13 protein-coding genes are annotated in these 19,745 nt (G+C 67.8%); 10 read left to right on the forward strand and 3 right to left on the reverse strand.

Features of this window, described 5'->3' with window-relative positions; all coding sequences use genetic code 11:
• Nucleotides 1-283: 283 nt before the first annotated feature.
• On the forward strand, nt 284-2,176 hold the full coding sequence (locus AC1DEM_RS15090) for a glycoside hydrolase family 15 protein (RefSeq protein ID WP_476885124.1): 1,893 nt from the start codon (nt 284-286) through the stop codon (nt 2,174-2,176).
• 158 nt (nt 2,177-2,334) lie between these two features.
• On the forward strand, nt 2,335-2,628 hold the full coding sequence (locus AC1DEM_RS15095) for a putative quinol monooxygenase (RefSeq protein WP_476885125.1): 294 nt from the start codon (nt 2,335-2,337) through the stop codon (nt 2,626-2,628).
• Nucleotides 2,629-2,730: 102 nt separating this feature from the next.
• Here the strand turns inward: AC1DEM_RS15095 and valS are convergent, their stop codons facing one another.
• The gene (gene valS, locus AC1DEM_RS15100; protein WP_476885126.1) at nt 2,731-5,349 is read right to left on the reverse strand and encodes a valine--tRNA ligase; all 2,619 of its coding nucleotides are present in this window, start codon (nt 5,347-5,349) and stop codon (nt 2,731-2,733) included.
• Between the two features lie 95 nt (nt 5,350-5,444).
• Here valS and AC1DEM_RS15105 point away from each other — a divergent pair, with 95 nt between their 5' ends.
• From AC1DEM_RS15105 to AC1DEM_RS15115, 3 genes are all read left to right on the forward strand, one after another.
• The gene (locus AC1DEM_RS15105; protein ID WP_476885127.1) at nt 5,445-5,816 is read left to right on the forward strand and encodes a DUF488 domain-containing protein; all 372 of its coding nucleotides are present in this window, start codon (nt 5,445-5,447) and stop codon (nt 5,814-5,816) included.
• Nucleotides 5,817-5,880: 64 nt separating this feature from the next.
• Nucleotides 5,881-6,687: an SDR family oxidoreductase gene (locus AC1DEM_RS15110; protein ID WP_476885128.1), complete on the forward strand. Its 807-nt coding sequence runs from the start codon at nt 5,881-5,883 to the stop codon at nt 6,685-6,687.
• A gap of 203 nt (nt 6,688-6,890) precedes the next feature.
• A complete protein-coding gene (locus AC1DEM_RS15115) occupies nt 6,891-7,961 on the forward strand; it encodes a glycerophosphodiester phosphodiesterase (protein WP_476885129.1) in 1,071 nt (356 codons plus the stop codon).
• Here AC1DEM_RS15115 and AC1DEM_RS15120 read toward each other — a convergent pair.
• Nucleotides 7,958-8,980 carry an endonuclease/exonuclease/phosphatase family protein gene (locus AC1DEM_RS15120; RefSeq protein WP_476885130.1) on the reverse strand — a complete coding sequence of 341 codons (1,023 nt, stop codon included), beginning with the start codon at nt 8,978-8,980 and terminating at the stop codon, nt 7,958-7,960. The genes AC1DEM_RS15115 and AC1DEM_RS15120 overlap by 4 nt on opposite strands.
• A 447-nt stretch (nt 8,981-9,427) precedes the next feature.
• On the opposite strand from AC1DEM_RS15120, the gene ileS reads away from it, so the two are divergent.
• From ileS to ndk, 4 genes are all read left to right on the forward strand, one after another.
• Nucleotides 9,428-12,772 (forward strand): isoleucine--tRNA ligase, encoded by a 3,345-nt coding sequence (ileS, locus tag AC1DEM_RS15125; RefSeq protein WP_476885131.1) that lies wholly within the window; start codon nt 9,428-9,430, stop codon nt 12,770-12,772.
• Nucleotides 12,773-12,775: 3 nt separating this feature from the next.
• The gene (locus AC1DEM_RS15130) at nt 12,776-14,134 is read left to right on the forward strand and encodes a bifunctional folylpolyglutamate synthase/dihydrofolate synthase (protein ID WP_476885132.1); all 1,359 of its coding nucleotides are present in this window, start codon (nt 12,776-12,778) and stop codon (nt 14,132-14,134) included.
• Between the two features lie 3 nt (nt 14,135-14,137).
• Nucleotides 14,138-14,593: a DUF4233 domain-containing protein gene (locus AC1DEM_RS15135; protein WP_476885133.1), complete on the forward strand. Its 456-nt coding sequence runs from the start codon at nt 14,138-14,140 to the stop codon at nt 14,591-14,593.
• Nucleotides 14,594-14,701: 108 nt separating this feature from the next.
• Complete coding sequence (ndk, locus tag AC1DEM_RS15140; protein ID WP_476885134.1) at nt 14,702-15,115, forward strand: nucleoside-diphosphate kinase; 414 nt, start codon at nt 14,702-14,704, stop codon at nt 15,113-15,115.
• Between the two features lie 110 nt (nt 15,116-15,225).
• Here the strand turns inward: ndk and AC1DEM_RS15145 are convergent, their stop codons facing one another.
• The gene (locus AC1DEM_RS15145) at nt 15,226-15,897 is read right to left on the reverse strand and encodes a vitamin K epoxide reductase family protein (protein ID WP_476885135.1); all 672 of its coding nucleotides are present in this window, start codon (nt 15,895-15,897) and stop codon (nt 15,226-15,228) included.
• Between the two features lie 474 nt (nt 15,898-16,371).
• Between AC1DEM_RS15145 and AC1DEM_RS15150 the strand changes: the two genes are divergently transcribed.
• On the forward strand, nt 16,372-19,644 hold the full coding sequence (locus tag AC1DEM_RS15150; RefSeq protein ID WP_476885136.1) for an Rne/Rng family ribonuclease: 3,273 nt from the start codon (nt 16,372-16,374) through the stop codon (nt 19,642-19,644).
• The last annotated feature ends 101 nt before the right edge of the window (nt 19,645-19,745 follow it).

A 19,745-nucleotide genomic window follows, 5' to 3' on the forward strand; every position in this document is an offset into this window, starting at 1 on the left:
TTCTACCGGGGCTCTTGTGCATGCCAAACCGGGGGACAACAATAGAACTTACCCACTTCGAAAGAAGAGGGACGCAGGAACCAAAGATTCAGTGACACTCGTCCGACGCAGCCTTCGGCAAAGTCAGATGATGGCTACCAGTGACGAGGTAGGAAGACCTGAAAGTCTGAGGATCCCGCCAGATTGTCTAAGACGTCACGTGACAATCGAAAAGTCGAAGCCCCACCAACGGCTAACGCTGATGGGGCTTCCCCTTTGCCCAAAAACTGGTCAGAGTATGCCAATGAATAGTGCCCAGGGCAGTGAACCCATTGCGGACTACGCCCTCCTGTCCGACTGCTGCTCCGGCGCGCTGGTCAGTGCGGCCGGCTCGGTGGACTGGCTCTGCTTCCCCCGCTTCGACAGCCCGTCGGTGTTCGGCCGGCTCCTCGGCCCGGAGGCGGGATTCTGGTCGATCCGGCCCGCCGCCGCCCACTCCTCGGCCCGGCGCTACTTCGGACCCACGATGGTGCTGGAAACCACCCACACCACCTCCGAAGGGCGGGTGACGGTCACGGATGCGCTCGCCCTCGGGGAGGGCCGGCGCGGCCACGAGCTCGGGGCGGACTCCCCGGGCACCCTCTTGCGCCAGGTGTCCTGCACGCAGGGCTCCGTCGACGTCGACATCGTCCTCAGCGCCCGGCCCGACTACGGCCTCGCCACGCCCCTTCTCAGCTGGGCCGACGGCGGCATCCTGGTCCGCGCCGGAGATGAGGTTCTGTCGATTTCGACGCCGGCGGCGTTCCGGCTGAGCACGGGCCCCGGCACGGAAACCGGAGACAGCACTGGCACTGGCACCGTGCACGCACGCCTGAGCCTCAGTGCCGGCGAGGTTGCCGGCTTTGCCCTCCACTCCAGGTCCGGAGATCCCAGTACCGGCGGGAGCGGCGCCCCGGTGTTCTGGAGCCAGACGGAGATCACCCACAGGCTGGAGGACACCGTGCAGGGCTGGGCCAGCTGGTCCGCGATCCACCAGAACTACCGCGGCCCATGGCAGGAGCTCGTGGCCGGCAGCGGAAGAATTCTGCAGGCGCTGAGCTATTTCCCGAGCGGCGCGATCGTGGCCGCCCCCACCACGTCGCTGCCGGAGGTGGCCGGCGGCACGCGCAACTGGGACTACCGCTTCAGCTGGATCCGGGACGCCAGCATGACCTTGCAGGCCCTCTGGGTGGCGGCCTGCCCGGATGAGGCCGGGAAGTTCTTCCAGTTCCTGGCCACCGCGGCCGCCAGCCAGCTGGCCGCCGGCGAGGACCTGCAGATCATGTTCGGCATCGGCGGGGAGCGGGAACTGCCCGAACGCGAGCTGGACCATCTGCCGGGCTGGCGCGCCAGCGCCCCGGTCCGGGTGGGCAACGGCGCCTGGAACCAGCGCCAGCTGGACGTCTACGGCGAGCTCCTCGACGCCGCCGCTACCTTGCCGGAGTATCTCGCGGAGCTGGCACCGGAGACGCGGAAGTTCCTCGCCGACGCCGCGGACACGGCCGCCGCGCGCTGGCGGTCCGCCGATCAGGGCATCTGGGAAGTCCGCGGCGAGCCGCGCCACTACCTGCATTCCAAGCTGATGTGCTGGGTGGCCGTGGACCGCGCCATATCGCTGGCCGCGATCCTGCAGTCAACCGAAAAGGTCCCGCACTGGACCGAGGCGCGGGACGCGATTGCGGCGTCCATCCGCACCGAGGGGTGGAGCGGGACGGCGAACGCCTACACCCAGGCCTACGGGTCCGAGGACCTCGATGCGTCGGCACTGATGCTCGCCATCGTCGGATTCCTGCCGGCCGGCGATCCCGGCATGATCGCAACGATTGAGGCGATCGAGGAGCGGCTCACGGATTCGCGCGGCCTCGTGTACCGCTACCTGGCCGACGACGGCATGGCAGGGGAGGAGGGCACGTTCCTGCTGTGCACCTTCTGGCTGGCGCACGCCCTTGCCCTGGCCGGACGCACGGAACGTGCCCGGGCCGTCTTCGAGCGGGCGGCCGCGTTCGCCACTGACCTGGGCCTGATGGCCGAAGAGGTCGCGCCGGACAGCAACGAGCTGCTGGGCAACTTCCCGCAGGCGTTCAGCCACATCGGCCTCGTCAACGCGGCCTGGGCGATCAGCGAGGCGGAACGGCAAAGCAGGCGCTCCGGCGCCTAGCTGAGGAAGAAGGCCGGCGGATCAGGGCCGAAGGAACAAGCCCGGTTGCACCAGTGTTGCTTCCAATGGCAGGGCAGCGGTCCCGGTGCCGTGATGTCCAGACATCCTGCCCGGTTGTGTCCTGTGTCCTTTTGCCCACCTGCGAACATTGGAGCGCCATGCCCATCACAGCCCACCTTGACCTGAACCTTAAAGCGGAATCCCTGCCCACGGCCCCTGCCGTGCTCCGCGACATCCTCTCCGGTACCCGGGCGTTTGACGGCTGCCTCGGTGTCCATGTGCTGGTCGATAGCAATGATCCGGCGCACATTCTTGTGGTTGAACAGTGGGCATCGCTGGAGCACGACTCCGCCTACCGCGCCTGGCGGGCAGGTGACGGCGCGAGCGGGCTGGGAGAGCTCCTGGCCGCCCCGCCGGTGCTGACGCGCTTCGAGACTTCCTTCGAGATCTGAGGCGCCCGAAAAGCAAAGACCCGATAAACAAAACGAGGGCCCTCCGCCCGGCCTGAGCCGGGCGGAGGGCCCTCGTCCTGATATTCGATATGGCCGCAGGCCTTACGCCTGCGCGGCCGGCTCGGCCGGAGCCAGTACGACGTCGCTCACGGTCAGTTCGCCCTCGCCGGCCACAAGCGCCAGTTCACGCGCATTGGCCGCGGCCTTGAGGTCGCCGAGACCGGCCTTCAGCTGCGTCGTGAGGGATTCCGAGGCCGTGATCGTCGCGGACAGCACCTCGGTGCGCTGCTTGACCTTCGCCTCGGACTTGGCCTTTCGGATGCCGCTGAGCGCTGTGCCGACCGTCGCCAGGAGGGTCGTGTCGCCGTCGACCGCGACGGCGGACGGCCACTGGGCGCGGTGTACGGAACCGGTGCGCCACCAGCTCCAGACCTCCTCCGTGGCGAACGGCAGGAACGGCGCGAAGAGCCGCAGGAGCGTGTCCAGGCTGGTCGCGAGCGCGGCCAGAACGGACGCCTGCTGCTCCTCGCCGGCCGCGCCGTAGGCACGGTCCTTGATGAGTTCCACGTAATCGTCCGTGAAGTTCCAGAAGAAGCTCTCGGTGATCTGCAGGGCCCGGGCGTAGTCGTAGCCCTCGAACGCCTTGGTGGCCTGCTGGACGACGTCGGCGAGCTGGGCTAGGACAGCCCGGTCCAGCGGGTTGCTCAGCACTGACAGGTCGCCGGAAACCACCGAGTCCTCGGTGGCGCCCAGGTTCAGGACAAACTTGGAGGCGTTGAGCAATTTGATGGCCAGCCGGCGGCCGATCTTCATCTGCGCGATCTCGTAGGCGGTGTCCGCGCCGAGTTTGGCCGAGGCCGCCCAGTAGCGCACCGCGTCCGAGCCGTACTCCTCGAGGACATCCGTGGGCACAATGACGTTGCCCTTGGACTTGGACATCTTCTTCCGGTCCGGGTCCAGGATCCAGCCGGAGATGGCCGCGTGCTTCCACGGGGCGGACTTCTGCAGCGCGTCCGCGCGGACGGCGGAGGAGAAGAGCCAGGTCCGGATGATGTCGTGCCCCTGCGGGCGGACGTCGAACGGGTAGACCTTGGCGAAGAGCGCCTCGTCCGTGCTCCAGCCGCCCACAATCTGCGGGGTCAGGGAGGACGTGGCCCAGGTGTCGAGGACGTCGGCGTCGCCGGTGAAGCCGCCCGGCACATCGCGCTGGGCTTCCTCGTAGCCGGGGGCGGCGTCCGCCGCGGGGTCCACGGGGAGCTGGGCGTCGGACGGGACGATCGGCGCGTCGTATTCGGGGTTGCCGTCGGCATCGAGGGGGTACCAGACCGGCACCGGCACGCCGAAGAAGCGTTGGCGGGACACGAGCCAGTCGCCGTTGAGCCCCGAGATCCAGTTCTCGTAGCGGGAGCGCATGAAGGCGGGGTGGAACTCGATCTCGTTGCCACGGCCGATCAGGCGTTCGCGGCGGTCCTCGTCGCGGCCGCCGTTGCGGATGTACCACTGGCGGGAGGTGACGACCTCGAGGGGCTTGTCGCCCTTCTCGAAGAAGTTCACCGGGTGCATGATCTTCTTGGGCTCGCCGTCGAGCAGGTCCGCGGCGGCCAGGAGCTCCACCACGCCTTCCTTGGCGCTGAACACGGTCTTGCCGGCGATGGCCGCGAAGTTGGCGCGGCCCTCCTCGGTGGTGATCCATTCCGGGGTCTCGCCCATGATGCGCCCGTCGCGACCCACGATCGCGCGGGTGGGCAGCTGCAGTTCGCGCCACCAGGTGACGTCGGTGAGGTCGCCGAAGGTGCAGACCATGGCGGCGCCGGAGCCCTTGTCCGCCTTGGCGAGCGGGTGGGCCCTGACCTCTACCTCGACACCGAACAGGGGAGAGGTGACCTTCTTGCCGAACAGCGGCTTGTAGCGCTCGTCGTCGGGGTTAGCCACCAGCGCGGCGCAGGCGGCCAGCAGCTCGGGGCGGGTGGTTTCAATGTAAATCTTCTCGCCGTCCTCGGTGAAGAACGGGTAGCGGTAGTAGGCGCCAGCGACTTCGCGGTCCTCAAGCTCCGCCTGGGCCACCGCGGTGCGGAAGGTGACATCCCACAGGGTGGGCGCCTCGGCCATGTACGCATCGCCGGCAGCCAGGTTGGCCAGGAAGGCGCGCTGCGAGATGGCCCGGGACTTGTCATCGATGGTCCGGTAGGTCAGGTCCCAGTCCACGGACAGGCCCAGGGTCCGGAAGAGGTGCTCGAAGACCTTCTCGTCCTCGACCGCGAGCTCTTCGCACAGCTCGATGAAGTTCCGGCGGGAGACGACGTCGAAGTCGCGCTGGTTCTTGGCGGGCTCGGCCGGGGGGCGGTAGCCGGCGTCGTACGTGGTGGTGGGGTCGCAGCGCACGCCGTAGTAGTTCTGCACGCGGCGCTCGGTGGGCAGGCCGTTGTCGTCCCAGCCCATGGGGTAGAAGACGTTTTTGCCGGTCATGCGCTGATAGCGCGCCAGGACGTCGGTCTGCGTGTAGGAGAACATGTGCCCGACATGGAGGGATCCCGACGCCGTGGGCGGGGGAGTGTCGATCGAGTAGACCTGCTCCCGGGTGGTGTCCTGTTTGAACTTGTAGGTCCCTTCGTCAAGCCAGCGCTGCGTGAGCGCTTCTTCCAGCCCCTCCAGGGCGGGCTTGTCCGGAACGTTGATGGGGGCGGTGGTGGGCGTGTCTGTACCCTGCGTGTCTTCAGCCATGGGCTCAATTCTTCCATTTATTACCCCAAAATGTACTTTCGACAGGTTGTTTTGGGGTATCGGCGCTGCTGGCTGCCCTGCAGTAGCATGCGCAGATGGGCAATTCTCAGGGAAGTTCAGCCGGCATCTTCGCGATCAAGCGCATGTACGAAGACCCTTCCGACGACGACGGCTGCCGGGTCCTGGTGGACCGGCTCTGGCCGCGCGGAGTCAGCAAGGAACGGGCGCAGCTGGAGCTTTGGCTCAAGGACGTGGCGCCGTCCGAGGCGCTGCGCAAGGAATTCGGGCACATGCAGGAACGGTTCGCGGACTTCCGGGCGGCCTACGAAGCCGAGCTTGAAATCAACCCCGCTGTGCAGACGCTATATGGACTCGCGGCGGAGCACGGGAAAGTGACGCTGCTGTTCGGCGCCAAGAATCCGGAGACCAACCATGCCGTGGTGCTGAAGGAGTTCCTGGCGGGCTGATTCACGCGGGTTCATCCAGCGGGTGCCCGGCGCGGAGTCCGGGCGTTGCCGTTAGGGTGGTGCCATGACTGAGGGAATCCACAACGCAGGAACTGCAAATACATCGGCAGCAGCCGAATCAAAAACAGCCAAAGCAGCAGTAGTCACCGGCGCCAGCACGGGAATCGGCGAGGCCACGGTGCGTGCACTGCGCAAAGAAGGCTGGACCGTGTTCGCCGTCGCCCGCCGTGCCGACCGGCTCGAAGCGCTCGCTGCCGAAACCGGCGCCGTCGCCCTTCCCGCCGACGTGACCGACGACGCCGATGTGGCACGGCTGCTCGACGAGGTGACCCGGGCCGGCGGCATCGACACGCTGATCAACATCGCCGGCGGCGCCCGCGGCGCCGACAAGGTTGCCGGGGCCAAGACCGAGGACTGGGAATGGATGTTCCAGGTCAACGTACTGGGCAGCATGAAGCTGATCCGCGCGTTCCTGCCCATGCTGCGTGCCGGCGGCGAGGGCACCGTGCTGAACCTGACCTCCACCGCCGGGCTCTCGGCCTACGAGGGCGGCGGCGGCTACAACGCGGCCAAGTTCGCCCAGCACGCCCTGACCGGCGCCCTGCGGCTCGAAGAGGCAGAACACAACCTCCGCGTGATCGAGGTAGCCCCCGGCCTGGTGCAGACCGAGGAGTTCGCGCTGAACCGCCTCGGCGACCAGGACGCGGCGGCCAAGGTGTACCAGGGAGTCGAGAAGCCGCTGACGGCCGCCGACGTCGCCGATGTGGTCCGCTACGCCGTCGTGGCGCCGCACCACATCAACCTGGACCAGATCGTGATCCGCCCGGTAGCGCAGGCGGCCAACTACAAGCTGATCCGCAAGAGCCAGTAAGGCCCGGACCCGGGCTCAGGGCTCTGGGCTCCGGTCCAGGCCTTGTCCAGGGCCAGGGCCAGGCACGACGGCGGGCGTCCGGCGGCGACGCCGGACGTTCACCGTGGCGTGGCGCGGTGGTCAGGCTGCGCTGGTCCGGCGTTCGCCGCGGCGGGGCAAGGTGGCCCGTGCAACTGCACACCACCAGAGTGGAGAACTTTCCCATGCGAACCCCGACGAAGCTCGGCGCTGCCGTACTCAGCGCAGCCCTGCTCCTCGCAGCCCCAATCCAGGCAAACGCAGCCCAGGCAAACGCGGCCGACACCAACACCAACGCCAACGGCCAGAAAAACCACTTCGATCTCCAGGCACACCGCGGCGGCATCGGTTTGACCGTCGAGTCAACGCTGGCTTCCTTCGCCAAGGGGATCGAGACCGGCGTCTCCACCCTCGAACTTGACCTCCAGATCACCAAGGACGGCCGCGAGGTCATCACCCACGACCGCAAGATCAGCGGCCAGAAGTGCCTGGACACAGCTCCAGTCACGCCGAACGACCCCGAGTTCCCCTACGTCGGCAAGTACGTCAAGGACCTGACGTTCGCGCAGGTCCGCAGCCTGGACTGCGGCAGCCTCACGCTGCCCCAATTCCCGGGCCAGGCGGCCTCGCCGGGCGCAAAGATGCCCACACTGGCCGAGGTCTTCGCGTTGGCGGACTCGCACCGCGCCCGCCAGGTGAAGTTCAACATCGAAACCAAGGTGGAGGCAGGCGCGCCGCAGGAAACCGCGCCGCGCGAGCAGTTCGTCGACGTCGCACTCCGCGAAATCAAGGCCGCCCACATGCAGAGCCGAGTCTCGATTGAGAGCTTCGATTGGGGTTCACTGCGCCTGGTTCAACAGCGCGATCCCCAGATCCGCACCGTGGCACTGACCAACAAGGACTTCCTCCAGGCAGGCCAGCCCGGCAAGTCGCCGTGGCTGGGCGGAATCGACGCCGATGACTTCGGCGGTGACCTGGTCGCCGCAGCATCCTCCCTTGGCTTCGACGCCATCTCTCCGGTGCACGGCACGCCGCAGAACGGCGCCGTCACGGATCCGGACTATGTTCCCTACGTCACCGCCGACATGGTCCGCCGTGCCCATGCGGCAGGCATGCAGGTCATTCCGTGGACCGTCGATGACAAGCCCACCATGCGCGCGCTCATCGGAGCCGGAGTGGATGGACTGATCACGGATTACCCGGACCGGCTCCGGGATGTGATGGCCGAGTCCGGCATGAAACTGCCGCGCAGCTAGTCCTCCGCCGGCACGGACAGCGTGGCCAGCACTGCCGCATGGTCCGATGCCGCCACCGGCAGCACGGAATAGTCTCGGCTGGGCACCTGCGGGCCCGTCACGATGTGGTCGATCACCACGCCCGGCAGCGGCGGGCCCGCCATGGGCCACGTTGGAACCAGCCGGGCCAGACCCGCGGCCCCGGCGTCGACGAGGGGACCGCCGGATCCGGTTCCGCCTGTTCCTGCCCCGGCGGACCCCTCCAGCATCTGGCGGAACTCGGCGTGGTCGAGGGTGGCGTTGAAGTCGCCCAGCATGAGCACGTTGCCGGGACGGGCGGCCAGGCGGCCCAGGGTGGCCAGTTCGCTCCGCCACTGCCCGGCCCGGCCCCACACCGGAGCCTTGGTGTGCACGTTGGTCACGGTGAGGGAGGCCGGCCGGCCGCCGGCGTCGAGCTCCACCTGCACCGTGGGCATGTGGAAGGCGGAACCGTCTACGGAGTCCACGGGAACGAGCGGGCGGGAAGAGTACACGGCTCCGCCGCCCGCGCCATCCCTCGAGCGGCTGATCCGGTGCGGAAGCAGCCCGCCCAGCCCCTCCGCGTCCAGCCGTCTTTCCAGGGCCGGCGAGAGTTCCTGGACGGCAAGGAGGCCGACGCCGTTGTCGCGGACCAGCCGGACCACTTCCGCGGCATCCGCCTGGCCCTTCCAGGCGTTGAGGGTCATGACCTTCAGTTCGGCCGCCGGCCGCTGTGTGTCCTGTTCCTGCCCCTGCAACGGATCCGCTAGCCGGCCCAGAAACCGGTCCGCCACGCGGTCCGGCGGGAACAGCCAGAGCAGCTGGAGGGCCAGCAGGGCACCGGCCGGGAGGGCCGCCCAGGGACGCCGTGCCGGCAGCGCCAGCACCAGCGCCGCTCCGGCGGGGACCACGAGCCAGGGAGTGAACGCCACCAGCTGGACAACCGGGGCCGGCCACGGCGCCGGGACCGCCCGGAACACGGACACCACCGCCACGGGCAGCGCGCAGAGGGCAGAGGACAAGTGCCAACGGCGGCTTGAGCTGCCGCTCATCACGGGTCGGCCCGAAGCAGCCGGGGGACGGTCATGGCAGAAGTCTATGCAGTCGGGCCGCCTGCGTCGCCCCTGCTGGCGGAGTTTGCCGCGCTGTGAAACGCCGTAAATTCTCCGGTACCATCGAACTAGCAGCTTTGACCCGGCCATCACCGGTGAGCTTCCGGAAGAACACCCCGCATGCGGTGGAGACTCAGTCGCCACCGGGCGTGCCCGGGCCAGTAGAACCGGACGGGTAAGCCCGTCACAGCAGTAATGAGCGGCCGACGCCGGCGCAGACCCTTTCTCGGAAGGGTGGGAACCGGTGGCGGTAAGTGAGGTGGTACCGCGGAGCCGGTGTTGTCGAAAGACAGCGCAGGGGCCGTCCTCGCATCCTGAATGAATACACGTGTTCACCGCTCAACCCAGGATGTCGAGATGACTTACTACCCCAAGGCCTCCGCCGCACCAGCAGGCGCCGGTTCCACCAACTCTGCGTCCAACGCCGCAGGCGTATCCGCCTCCGTGAAGTTCCCGGAGATCGAAGAGCGCATCCTCAAGTACTGGGGCCAGGACGGCACCTTCCAGGCCAGCATCGACCAGCGGGATGCCGGCAAAGACGGCAGCAACGAATTCGTTTTCTACGACGGCCCGCCCTTCGCCAATGGCCTGCCGCACTACGGCCACCTCCTGACCGGCTACGCCAAAGACCTCGTGGGCCGCTACCAGACCCAGCGCGGGCGCCGGGTGGAGCGTCGCTTCGGCTGGGACACGCACGGCCTTCCCGCCGAGCTCGAAGCCATGAAGCAGCTGGGCATGACGGACAAGACCCAGATCGAGGCCATGGGCATCGACAAGTTCAACGACGCCTGCCGCGCCTCCGTCATGAAGTACGCCGACGAGTGGAAGAGCTACGTCACCCGCCAGGCGCGCTGGGTGGACTTCGAGAACGACTACAAGACGCTCAACGTCGAGTACATGGAGTCCGTGCTGTGGGCCTTCAAGCAGCTGCACGAAAAAGGCCTGACCTACAACGGCTACCGTGTCCTGCCGTACTGCTGGAAGGACGAAACGCCGCTGTCCAACCATGAGCTCCGCATGGACGACGACGTCTACAAGAACCGCCAGGACCAGACCGTCACGGTCACCTTCCCCATCACGGCAGGGGAGTCAGAGCTGTCCAGGCAGCTCGCAGGGGTGCAGGCGCTCGCCTGGACCACCACGCCGTGGACGCTGCCCACCAACCTGGCGCTCGCCGTCGGGCCCGCCATCACCTACGTGGTCCTCCCGGCCGGCCCTCACGGGATCAAGGCCGCGTCGGCCGAGGCCCCCGTCACGGGCAGTTTTCTGCTCGCCGCTGACCTCCTGGGCGCCTACGCCAAGGACCTCGGGTACGGCGACGGGGCTGAGGGCGCCGCCGCCGCGGAGGCCGCCATCACCTCCCGCCACACCGGCGCCGAGCTCGATGGCCTGAGCTACGAACCGCTCTGGGACTACTTCCACGACGCCGAAAAGTACGGCACTGAGAACGCCTGGCGTTTCCTCGAAGCCGACTACGTCACCACCACCGACGGCACCGGCATCGTCCACCAGGCCCCGGCCTACGGCGAAGACGACCAGAAAATCTGTGAAGAAGCCGGCATCCCGGTGGTCCTCTCGGTCGACGAGGGCGCAAAGTTCCTGCCGCTCTTTGGCCACGGCGACCTCGCAGAAATCGCCGGACTGCAGGTTTTCGAGGCCAACAAGCCCATCACCCAGGTGCTCCGCGCCCAGGGCCGCCTGGTCCGCCAGGCCAGCTACGAGCACAGCTACCCGCACTGCTGGCGCTGCCGTAACCCGCTGATCTACCGCGCCGTGTCCTCCTGGTACGTCGAGGTCACCAAGTTCAAGGACCGCATGTCCGAGCTCAACCAGGAGATCAACTGGATCCCTGGCAACGTCAAGGACGGCCAGTTCGGCAAGTGGCTCGCCAATGCCCGCGACTGGTCCATCAGCCGGAACCGCTACTGGGGCAGCCCCATCCCGGTCTGGCAGTCCACGGACCCGGACTACCCGCGCACCGACGTCTACGGCTCCCTGGCCGAGATCGAGGCCGACTTCGGCCGCCTGCCGCTGAACAACGACGGCCAGGTGGACCTGCACCGGCCGTTCATCGATGAGCTCACGCGCCCGAACCCGGATGACCCCCGCACCCCGGAAGCGGGCCAGTCCGTCATGCGCCGGGTGGAGGACGTCCTGGACGTCTGGTTCGACTCCGGTTCCATGCCGTACGGCCAGGTGCACTACCCGTTCCAGAACGAGGAATGGTTCGACACCCACAACCCGGCGGACTTCATCGTCGAGTACATCGGCCAGACCCGCGGCTGGTTCTACATGCTGCACATCCTCTCTACGGCGCTGTTCGACCGCCCGGCCTTCCGCAACGTCATCAGCCACGGCATCGTGCTGGGCTCGGACGGGCAGAAGATGTCCAAGAGCCTGCAGAACTACCCGGACGTCTCCGAGGTCTTGGACCGTGATGGCTCCGACGCCATGCGCTGGTTCCTCATGTCCAGCCCCATCCTCCGCGGCGGCAACCTCGTGGTCACCGAACAGGGAATCCGCGACGGCGTCCGCCAAGTCATCTTGCCGCTGTGGAACGTGTACAGCTTCTTCACGCTGTACACGAACGCTGCCGATGGCGGGAACGGGTATGACGCGAAGCTGCGCTACGACGGCTACGCCGACACCCTGGACCAGTACCTGATGGCCAACACCGGGGACCTCGTCCGGAACATGACCGCCCAGCTGGACAGCTATGACATCTCCGGCGCCTGCGACGAGCTCCGCAGCTACCTGGACATGCTCACCAACTGGTACGTCCGCCGCAGCCGCCAGCGCTTCTTCGACGAGAACGTTGACGCCTTCGACGCGCTCTACACCGCGCTGGAAACCGTCACCCGCGTGGCCGCGTCCCTGCTGCCGCTGGTCTCCGAGGAAATCTGGCGCGGCCTCACAGGCGGGCGCTCCGTGCACCTTGCCGACTGGCCGGACGCCGGACTCTTCCCGGCCAACCCCGGACTGGTCGAGGCGATGGACCGCGTGCAGCAGATCTGCTCCACCGGCTCCTCGTTGCGCAAGGCCGCGAACCTGCGCGTGCGCCTGCCGCTGCAGGAGCTCACGGTCGTGGCACCCGGCGCGGACGCGCTGGGAGGCTTCGCCGCCGTCGTCGCCGATGAACTGAACCTTCGCTCGGTCCGCCTGCTCGACGCCGAGGCCGCCTCCCCTGAGGAGTTCGGCATCGAGCAGAAGCTCGTGGTCAACGCCCGGGCCGCCGGCCCGCGGCTGGGCAAGAACGTCCAGCAGGCCATCAAGGGCTCCAAGTCCGGGGACTGGTCGGTCAACGACGCCGGAGTGGTCACTGCCGGCGGCCTCGAACTCGAGCCGCAGGAATACACCCTGGAAACCGTCGTAGCCGAAGCCGCAGAGGGTGAGGGATCCCGCGCCGCGGCCGTCCTGCCCGGCGGCGGGTTCGTGGTCCTCAACACCGAGGTCACCCCCGAACTGGAGGCCGAGGGAATGGCGCGCGACATGGTCCGCGCCATCCAGCAGGCCCGCAAGGACGCCGGACTCAATGTCAGCGACCGGATCAGCACCTCCGTCACGGCCAAGCCGGACGTCGTCGAGGCCCTGCTGGCCAACGCGGAGCTGGTCAAGACCGAAACCCTGACCATCGAGCTGGAAACCTTGGCGGCCGACGTCAAGGAACCACAGGTCAGTGTCGCTAAGAAAGTTGGAGCCTAAGCCATGACCGACGAATTCTCCGTAGAGAGCGTCTACGCCGAGCTGCTGGGCCGGGCCCCGGAAAACAAGATGGAGCCCCGGCTCGCGCCGCTGCACCGTGCCATGGAAATCTTGGGGGAGCCGAACAAGGCCTTCCCGATCATCCACGTCACGGGCACCAACGGCAAGACGTCCACGGCCCGGATGATCGAGGCCGGACTGCGCGCCCACGGCCTGAGCACCGGCCGGTACACGAGCCCGCACCTGTCCAAGGTCACCGAACGGATCAGCATCGACGGCGCCCCGGTGCCGGATGAGACCTTCGTCCGGATCTGGGACGAAATCCGGCCCTACCTGCAGATCGTGGACGGCGAACTCGAAGAAGCGGGCCAGCCCCGGCTAACCTACTTCGAGTGCCTGACCATCCTGGGCTTCGCGGTCTTCGCCGACCAGCCGGTCAATGTCGCGGTCATGGAAGTGGGCCTGGGCGGCATCACCGACGCCACGAACGTGGGCGATGGCCAGGTGGCCGTGATCACCCCGATTTCCCTGGACCACACCGAACTGCTGGGCGACACCACGGGGGACATCGCCTACGAGAAGGCCGGCATCATCAAGCCCGGCGGCTTCCTCATCAGCGCGGCGCAGCCCGTCGACGCGGCCCAGGTCCTGCTGGAGAAGGCCAAGGAGGTCGGCGTGCCGTTCCGCTTCGAGGGCGTGGAGTTCGGCGTCGAATCCCGCACCGTCGCGGTGGGCGGCCAGATGGTCACCATCCAGGGCATCGCCGGCCGCTACGAGGACCTGCTGGTGCCGCTGCACGGCGCGCACCAGGCCGAGAACGCCGCCGTCGCGATTGCCGCGCTGGAAGCATTCTTCGGCGGGGAAAAGGCGATCGACGCCGAAATCCTGCAGGAGGCCTTCGCCTCCGTCACCTCCCCAGGGCGGCTCGAGGTGGTCCGCACCGCGCCGACCATCATTGTGGACGCGGCCCACAACCCGGAAGGCATCCGGGTCTCCGCCGAGGCGATCCACGAGGCCTTCAACTTCACCAAGCTGGTAGTGGTGGTGGGGGTGCTGCGGGAAAAGGACGCCGAGGAAATCCTGCGCCAGCTCAAGGAATCCCTGGGCGGACTGGCCACCGAATACTGCTTCACCGAGTCCAACTCGCCCCGCGCCGTCCCGGCCGAGGACCTGGCCGAGACCGCCCTTGACCTCGGCTTCGGTGAGGACAACATCCACGTCGCCGCAAAGCTCGACGACGCCCTTGAATGGGCCGTGGAACGCGCCGAGGCCGATGACGAGCTCGCCGGCGGGGTCCTGGTGACCGGTTCCATCACGCTCGTTGCGGACGCCCGGATCCTGCTCGGAAAGGCGGACGCGTAAGCAATGGCGAAACTCACCAAAGCCCAGCGCGAGTGGCGCCCGGGCATGCCCAAGAAGCGGCGTTCCACGAAGGTCATGTTCGCCTCCACGGTCCTGTTGCTGGAGGCCTTCGTGGTGCTCTTCGGGACACTGGCCGTCTTTGGCCTGCACCGGAACGAATATCCTGCGGGCCTGGTCTTCGCGGTGGGGATCGGCCTGTGCCTGGTCTACGTGTTCACCTGCGCGGTCCTCTCGAAGCCGTGGGGAGTGGCCCTGGGCTGGGTCCTGCAGCTCGTCCTGATCCTGGGCGGCCTCGTGGAACCTGCCATGTACCTCGTCGGCGCGCTCTTCGCCGTGGCCTGGTGGTACGGGATCCGCACCGGCATCCGGATTGACCAGGAAGCCGCGCAGCGGGAGCGCGAGCAGGCTGACTGGGATGCGGCCCACCCCCAGGGACCCGCACCCACAAACGGCGCCTGAACCTGCGCCGAAACCTGAGCCTGAATTTGCGCCTGTACCTGCGCCAGGCGCGTTAGCCCGCACCCCGTAGACTTGACCCGAACCCCACCCCAACACATTGGAGCAGCTGTGAGCATTGAGCGCACCCTCGTCCTGATCAAGCCCGACGGCGTCGCCCGCAACCTGTCCGGCGCCATCTTGAGCCGGATCGAAGCCAAGGGCTACACCCTGGCCGAGCTCAAGAAGGTCCATGCCAACCGCGAGCTGCTGGAGCAGCACTACGAGGAGCACGTCGGCAAGCCGTTCTACGAGCCGCTGGTTGAGTTCATGCTCAGCGGCCCGGTGGTCGCCGCGATCTTCGAGGGCCACCGAGTGATTGAGGGCTTCCGTATCCTCGCCGGCACCACGGACCCCACGACGGCGGCGCCCGGCACCATCCGCGGCGACTTCGGCCGTGACTGGGGCCTGAAGGTGCAGCAGAACCTGGTCCACGGCTCGGATTCGGTGGAATCGGCCGAGCGCGAGATCAAGATCTGGTTCTAGGGGAACCCCTGACGCGGACCTCACCATGTGAGAGACCGAGACGACAGAAAAGGCCAATGAACGCGAGCGAACATTGGCCTTTTCTGTCGTCTCGCGGCGTTTTGGAGCGCTTAGTAGCCGGAGGTCCCGATGAAAACCTGGATGAAGGCGAAGAAGATGGTCGCGATGACGGCGATGTACAGCAGTGCCGTGAGGATCCAGCCGGAGTCGCCGATGATCTTGGTGGGACCGGCGGGCAGCGCGATCACACCGTGGGAGATGTTGCGGACGCTCACCCAGACGAACAACGGGATCATCACGGCCCAGACGATCATGCAGAACGGGCAGAGGATGTGGATGGCGTACAGGGCCTGGGACCAGAGCCAGACCACGAACGCGAAGCCCAGCGTCACCCCTGCCTGAAGCCCCAGCCAGTACCACCGGGCGAATTTCGCGCCCGCCAGGATACCCATGGCTGTGGTGATGATCACCGCGAAGGCGACGATCCCGATGAACATGTTGGGGAAGCCGAACACGGAACTCTGCGGCGTCTGCATGACCTGGCCGCAGGAGATCCACGGGTTCACGTCGCAGACCGTGACGTGGTTGGGGTCCTTGAGGACCTCCAGCTTCTCCAGCACCAGGGCCCCGGAAGCGAGCCAGCCAATGACGCCGGTGATCAGCAGGAGCCAGGCGAACGGGCGGTCGCGGGTCATCGTGGGAAGGGACCGGTCCGCGGGAGCCGGGCCGGAACCCGGTTGGTGTACGGTCGCGTCGCCGGCAGTGCTGGAGATGCTGGGCATGGAATATGAGTCCTTTTGATCGTGTGCTTCTGGCCCCGATTGTAACGCCGCAGGCTGGGCGGCGCCGCAGAACAGCCCCTGCCCGTGCCCGCCCTGCCGCACCTGTTGCGCTCCGGGGCCCCGCCTACGCCAGCTTTGGCGGCTCCTGTGAGACAATGATCGTGGCTGGAACCCGATCCACATCCGGATTCCGGTCCGGCGATTTTGTTTCAAGACCGCCAATGATGAGCAGGGAGCTGCGGATCCTCTGATTCCAGCTGTCCCGCAATGCCATTGGACGGCACCTGGTTGTGGCATGTAGGTCAACGGGTTCCAAAACAATCTCGCCGGCCCTCCAGGGCTGCCGCACCCCACTGCCGGTGCGAACCTGAGGGTATCCAATTGACTTCTGTCAATGCCTGCGGGTGTTGACGCATATTTGCCCCAACGGGCGCCGAATGTGGCGGCGCATCAGGGGCAGGAGTGTCGCCACATATGGATAATGACCAGGTTGTAGCCGGTAACGAAGAACTAGTCGCCGGGGAAGCAGTAACTGCGGAAGCAGAGGCTCCGGTAGCGCCGAAGAGGGCCGTCCGGACGCGCCGGAAGGCGCCCGTCGCAAAGGTTAACGCTGCGGCCGCCGCGGAGGCTGTGGCTGAAGCCGCGGCCCTGGCGGACGCAGCCGGCTCGGACGAGCCCGTCGCCGGCCGCCGCAAAGCAGCCGGCGTTAAAACCGCCCCCGAAGCAGCTGTACCCGAAACTGCGGCGCCCGACGCCGCCGAAACGCCGGCAAAGGCGCCCGCTCGGCGCACCCGTGCCCGCAAGGCTGTTGCCGCGCCGGAACCGCTCCCTGCCTTCGCCGGAGAGCCCGAAGCCAACGCCTCCGCCGCGGCAGAGGCTCCCGAGGCAGCCGCTGCTTCCGACGAAGCCGCCGTCACAGAGACGGTCGCCGAGAAGCCGGTCCGCCGCCGCGCCAGCCGCGCCAAGGCCGCTCCGAAAGCCGAGGACGTACCCGCAGTAGCCGTCCCGGCCGAGCAGGCCGAACCGGAGGAAGCCGCTGCAGCCCAGCCCGTGGACGCGCCCGCCGCGGACGCCCAGCCCGCCCAGGCCCGGATCGAAGAAGCCCAGCCCGAAGAGCCCGAAGCCCGGCCCGAGGACAGCCCGGCCGCCTCGCTGTTCATGGAACCCGGTGCCCTCACTTCCGTGATCTTCCAGGCCCCCGACCTCAGCACCGTGGTGCGTTCGGTCCCCGTTGCCGCCGCAGCAGCAGCGGAGCCTGCGGAAGAAGAAGGCGACGAGGACGAGGACGCCGGAAACCGCCGTCGGCGCCGCAGCCGCGGCCGTCGCGGGCGTACGCGCACGTCCGCCGATTCCGACACCGAGACCGAAGGCATTGCCGAGGGCTCTGAGGAAGAGGGCGACGAACGCTCCGAAGGCACCCTTGAAGACGGCGTGACCTCGCGCCGCCGCCGTCGCCGTCGCCGCGGTGACCAGGACCTGGAACTGACCGGCGGGGAAGGCGACGACCCGCCCAACACGGTGACCCGCGTCCGGGCGCCCCGGGCCATGGCCGAGGCGCCGGTCAACAACCGCGTCACGTCCGTCAAGGGCTCCACCCGCCTGGAAGCCAAGAAGCAGCGCCGCCGCGAATCCCGCGACACCGGCCGCCGCCGCACCGTCATCACCGAGGCCGAGTTCCTGGCCCGCCGCGAGTCCGTGGACCGCCAGATGATCGTCCGCCAGCGCGACGACAGAATCCAGATCGGTGTCCTCGAAGACGGCGTCCTGGCCGAGCACTTCGTGTCCAAGACCCAGCAGGATTCCCTGATCGGCAACGTCTACCTGGGCAAGGTCCAGAACGTGCTGCCCTCCATGGAAGCCGCATTCGTGGACATCGGCCGCGGCCGCAACGCCGTGCTCTACGCCGGCGAAGTGAACTGGGAGTCCGTCAACCTCGAGGGCAAGCAGCGCCGGATCGAGAACGCGCTGAAGTCCGGCGATTCCGTGCTGGTCCAGGTCACCAAGGACCCGGTCGGCCACAAGGGCGCCCGCCTCACCAGCCAGATCTCGCTGCCCGGCCGCTACCTCGTGTACGTGCCCGGCGGTTCCATGACCGGCATCTCCCGCAAGCTGCCCGACGTCGAACGCAACCGCCTCAAGCGCATCCTCAAGGACCGCCTGCCCGAGGACGCGGGCGTCATTGTCCGCACCGCGGCCGAGGGTGCCTCCGAGGAAGAGCTGACGCACGACATCAACCGCCTCCGCGCACAGTGGGAGGGCATCGAGAGCCAGTCGACGTCCACCAAGATCCTCGCTCCCGAGCTGCTCTACGGCGAACCTGACCTGACCATCAAGGTGGTCCGCGACGTCTTCAACGAGGACTTCTCCAAGCTGATCGTCTCCGGCGAGGAAGCCTGGGACACCATCGAGGCCTACGTCACCTACGTGGCACCGGACCTCGTGGGCCGGCTCGAGAAGTGGACCAAGGATACGGACATCTTCGCTGCCTGGCGCATCGACGAGCAGATCCACAAGGCCCTGGACCGGAAGGTCTTCCTGCCCTCCGGCGGCTCCCTCGTGATCGACCGCACCGAAGCCATGACCGTGGTGGACGTCAACACCGGCAAGTTCACCGGCTCCGGCGGCAACCTCGAGGAAACCGTCACCAAGAACAACCTGGAAGCCGCCGAGGAAGTGGTCCGGCAGCTGCGCCTGCGCGACATTGGCGGCATCATCGTGATCGACTTCATCGACATGGTGCTCGAATCCAACCGCGACCTCGTGCTGCGCCGCATGGTGGAGTGCCTGGGCCGGGACCGGACCAAGCACCAGGTGGCCGAGGTGACCTCGCTGGGCCTCGTGCAGATGACCCGCAAGCGGATGGGCACCGGGCTGCTGGAGGTCTTTGGCGAACAGTGCGAAACCTGCGCGGGCCGCGGCATCGTCACGCACGACGAGCCCGTGGAACACCGCCGCGCCAACACGGTTGCCGCGGAGCACTACGTGCCGCGCACCGAGGCTCAGCCGGTTGCCCGTACGGAGCGCAAGAGCCGTCGCCGCGGCAGGGGAGCCCAGGGCCCGGAGACCGCTCCGGCCACGCCCGCCGCCGTCCACGCCGAGCCCACCGAGGCCGAACGCCACGCCAAGGCTGAAGCCACCCGTGCCGCTCTGGCGAACATCGCCGCCGCTGCGCACGCCGCGCATCTGCACGACGGTGAGGCAGCCGCTGCCAGCGACGCCGGGGCCCGCCAGGCCGCCGTCGACGCCGTCACACAGCTTGCTGCCGCGGAAGAGGCAGCCGGACGCCCCGCGACCGTGCTGACGTTCGGCGGCGAACAGGTGGCCCTGCCCTTCGTCGAGCACGCCGAGGACGCGCCGGAACCGGCCCTGACCCTGGACCTGCTGACCGAGGCCTTCGCCAACCTGGGCGACGCCGAGGCCGGCAAGCAGGCCGCTAGGCAGGACGAGTTGCAGGCCCCGGCCACCGAAGCACCCGAGGCGCCCGCAACCGTGCGCGCTGCGGAGGCTCCGGCTTCACGGGCAGCGGACACCACCACCCGTGGCCGTCGCGGGCGCCGCAACCGGAGCGCCAGCCGCGCCCAGGGCGCTGCGAACGAGACCTCCGTGGAGCACCGCGAGGCCACACGGCCTGCAGCGGCAGGATCTGTTCACGAGGCCAAGGCACCCGCAGCGGCCAGGCCGGCCTCCGTCCCGGCCGGTAACGAGCCGATCATCCTCGGCGTCGGCGTACCGGCGTCGGAGCTCTAGTCCTCCGCGACTCATCGCTTCCCCGGCCGGTCACTTCGACCGGTCGGGCTGCGGGCCCGGGCCCGAGCGGGCGTAACATACGTCCGCTCCGGCCCGGGCCC

This window comes from Arthrobacter sp. 05T420 (assembly GCF_056396305.1).

Excerpts from the sequence above, each read along its gene's own strand:
- AC1DEM_RS15130 (WP_476885132.1), top strand. The coding sequence starts at position 12,776 with ATGACCGACGAATTCTCCGTAGAGAGCGTCTACGCCGAGCTGCTGGGC.
- valS (WP_476885126.1), bottom strand. The coding sequence starts at position 5,349 with ATGGCTGAAGACACGCAGGGTACAGACACGCCCACCACCGCCCCCATC.
- AC1DEM_RS15105 (WP_476885127.1), top strand. The coding sequence starts at position 5,445 with ATGGGCAATTCTCAGGGAAGTTCAGCCGGCATCTTCGCGATCAAGCGC.
- AC1DEM_RS15090 (WP_476885124.1), top strand. The coding sequence starts at position 284 with ATGAATAGTGCCCAGGGCAGTGAACCCATTGCGGACTACGCCCTCCTG.
- ileS (WP_476885131.1), top strand. The coding sequence starts at position 9,428 with ATGACTTACTACCCCAAGGCCTCCGCCGCACCAGCAGGCGCCGGTTCC.
- AC1DEM_RS15150 (WP_476885136.1), top strand. The coding sequence starts at position 16,372 with ATGGATAATGACCAGGTTGTAGCCGGTAACGAAGAACTAGTCGCCGGG.
- AC1DEM_RS15115 (WP_476885129.1), top strand. The coding sequence starts at position 6,891 with ATGCGAACCCCGACGAAGCTCGGCGCTGCCGTACTCAGCGCAGCCCTG.
- AC1DEM_RS15145 (WP_476885135.1), bottom strand. The coding sequence starts at position 15,897 with ATGCCCAGCATCTCCAGCACTGCCGGCGACGCGACCGTACACCAACCG.
- AC1DEM_RS15110 (WP_476885128.1), top strand. The coding sequence starts at position 5,881 with ATGACTGAGGGAATCCACAACGCAGGAACTGCAAATACATCGGCAGCA.
- AC1DEM_RS15095 (WP_476885125.1), top strand. The coding sequence starts at position 2,335 with ATGCCCATCACAGCCCACCTTGACCTGAACCTTAAAGCGGAATCCCTG.
- AC1DEM_RS15135 (WP_476885133.1), top strand. The coding sequence starts at position 14,138 with ATGGCGAAACTCACCAAAGCCCAGCGCGAGTGGCGCCCGGGCATGCCC.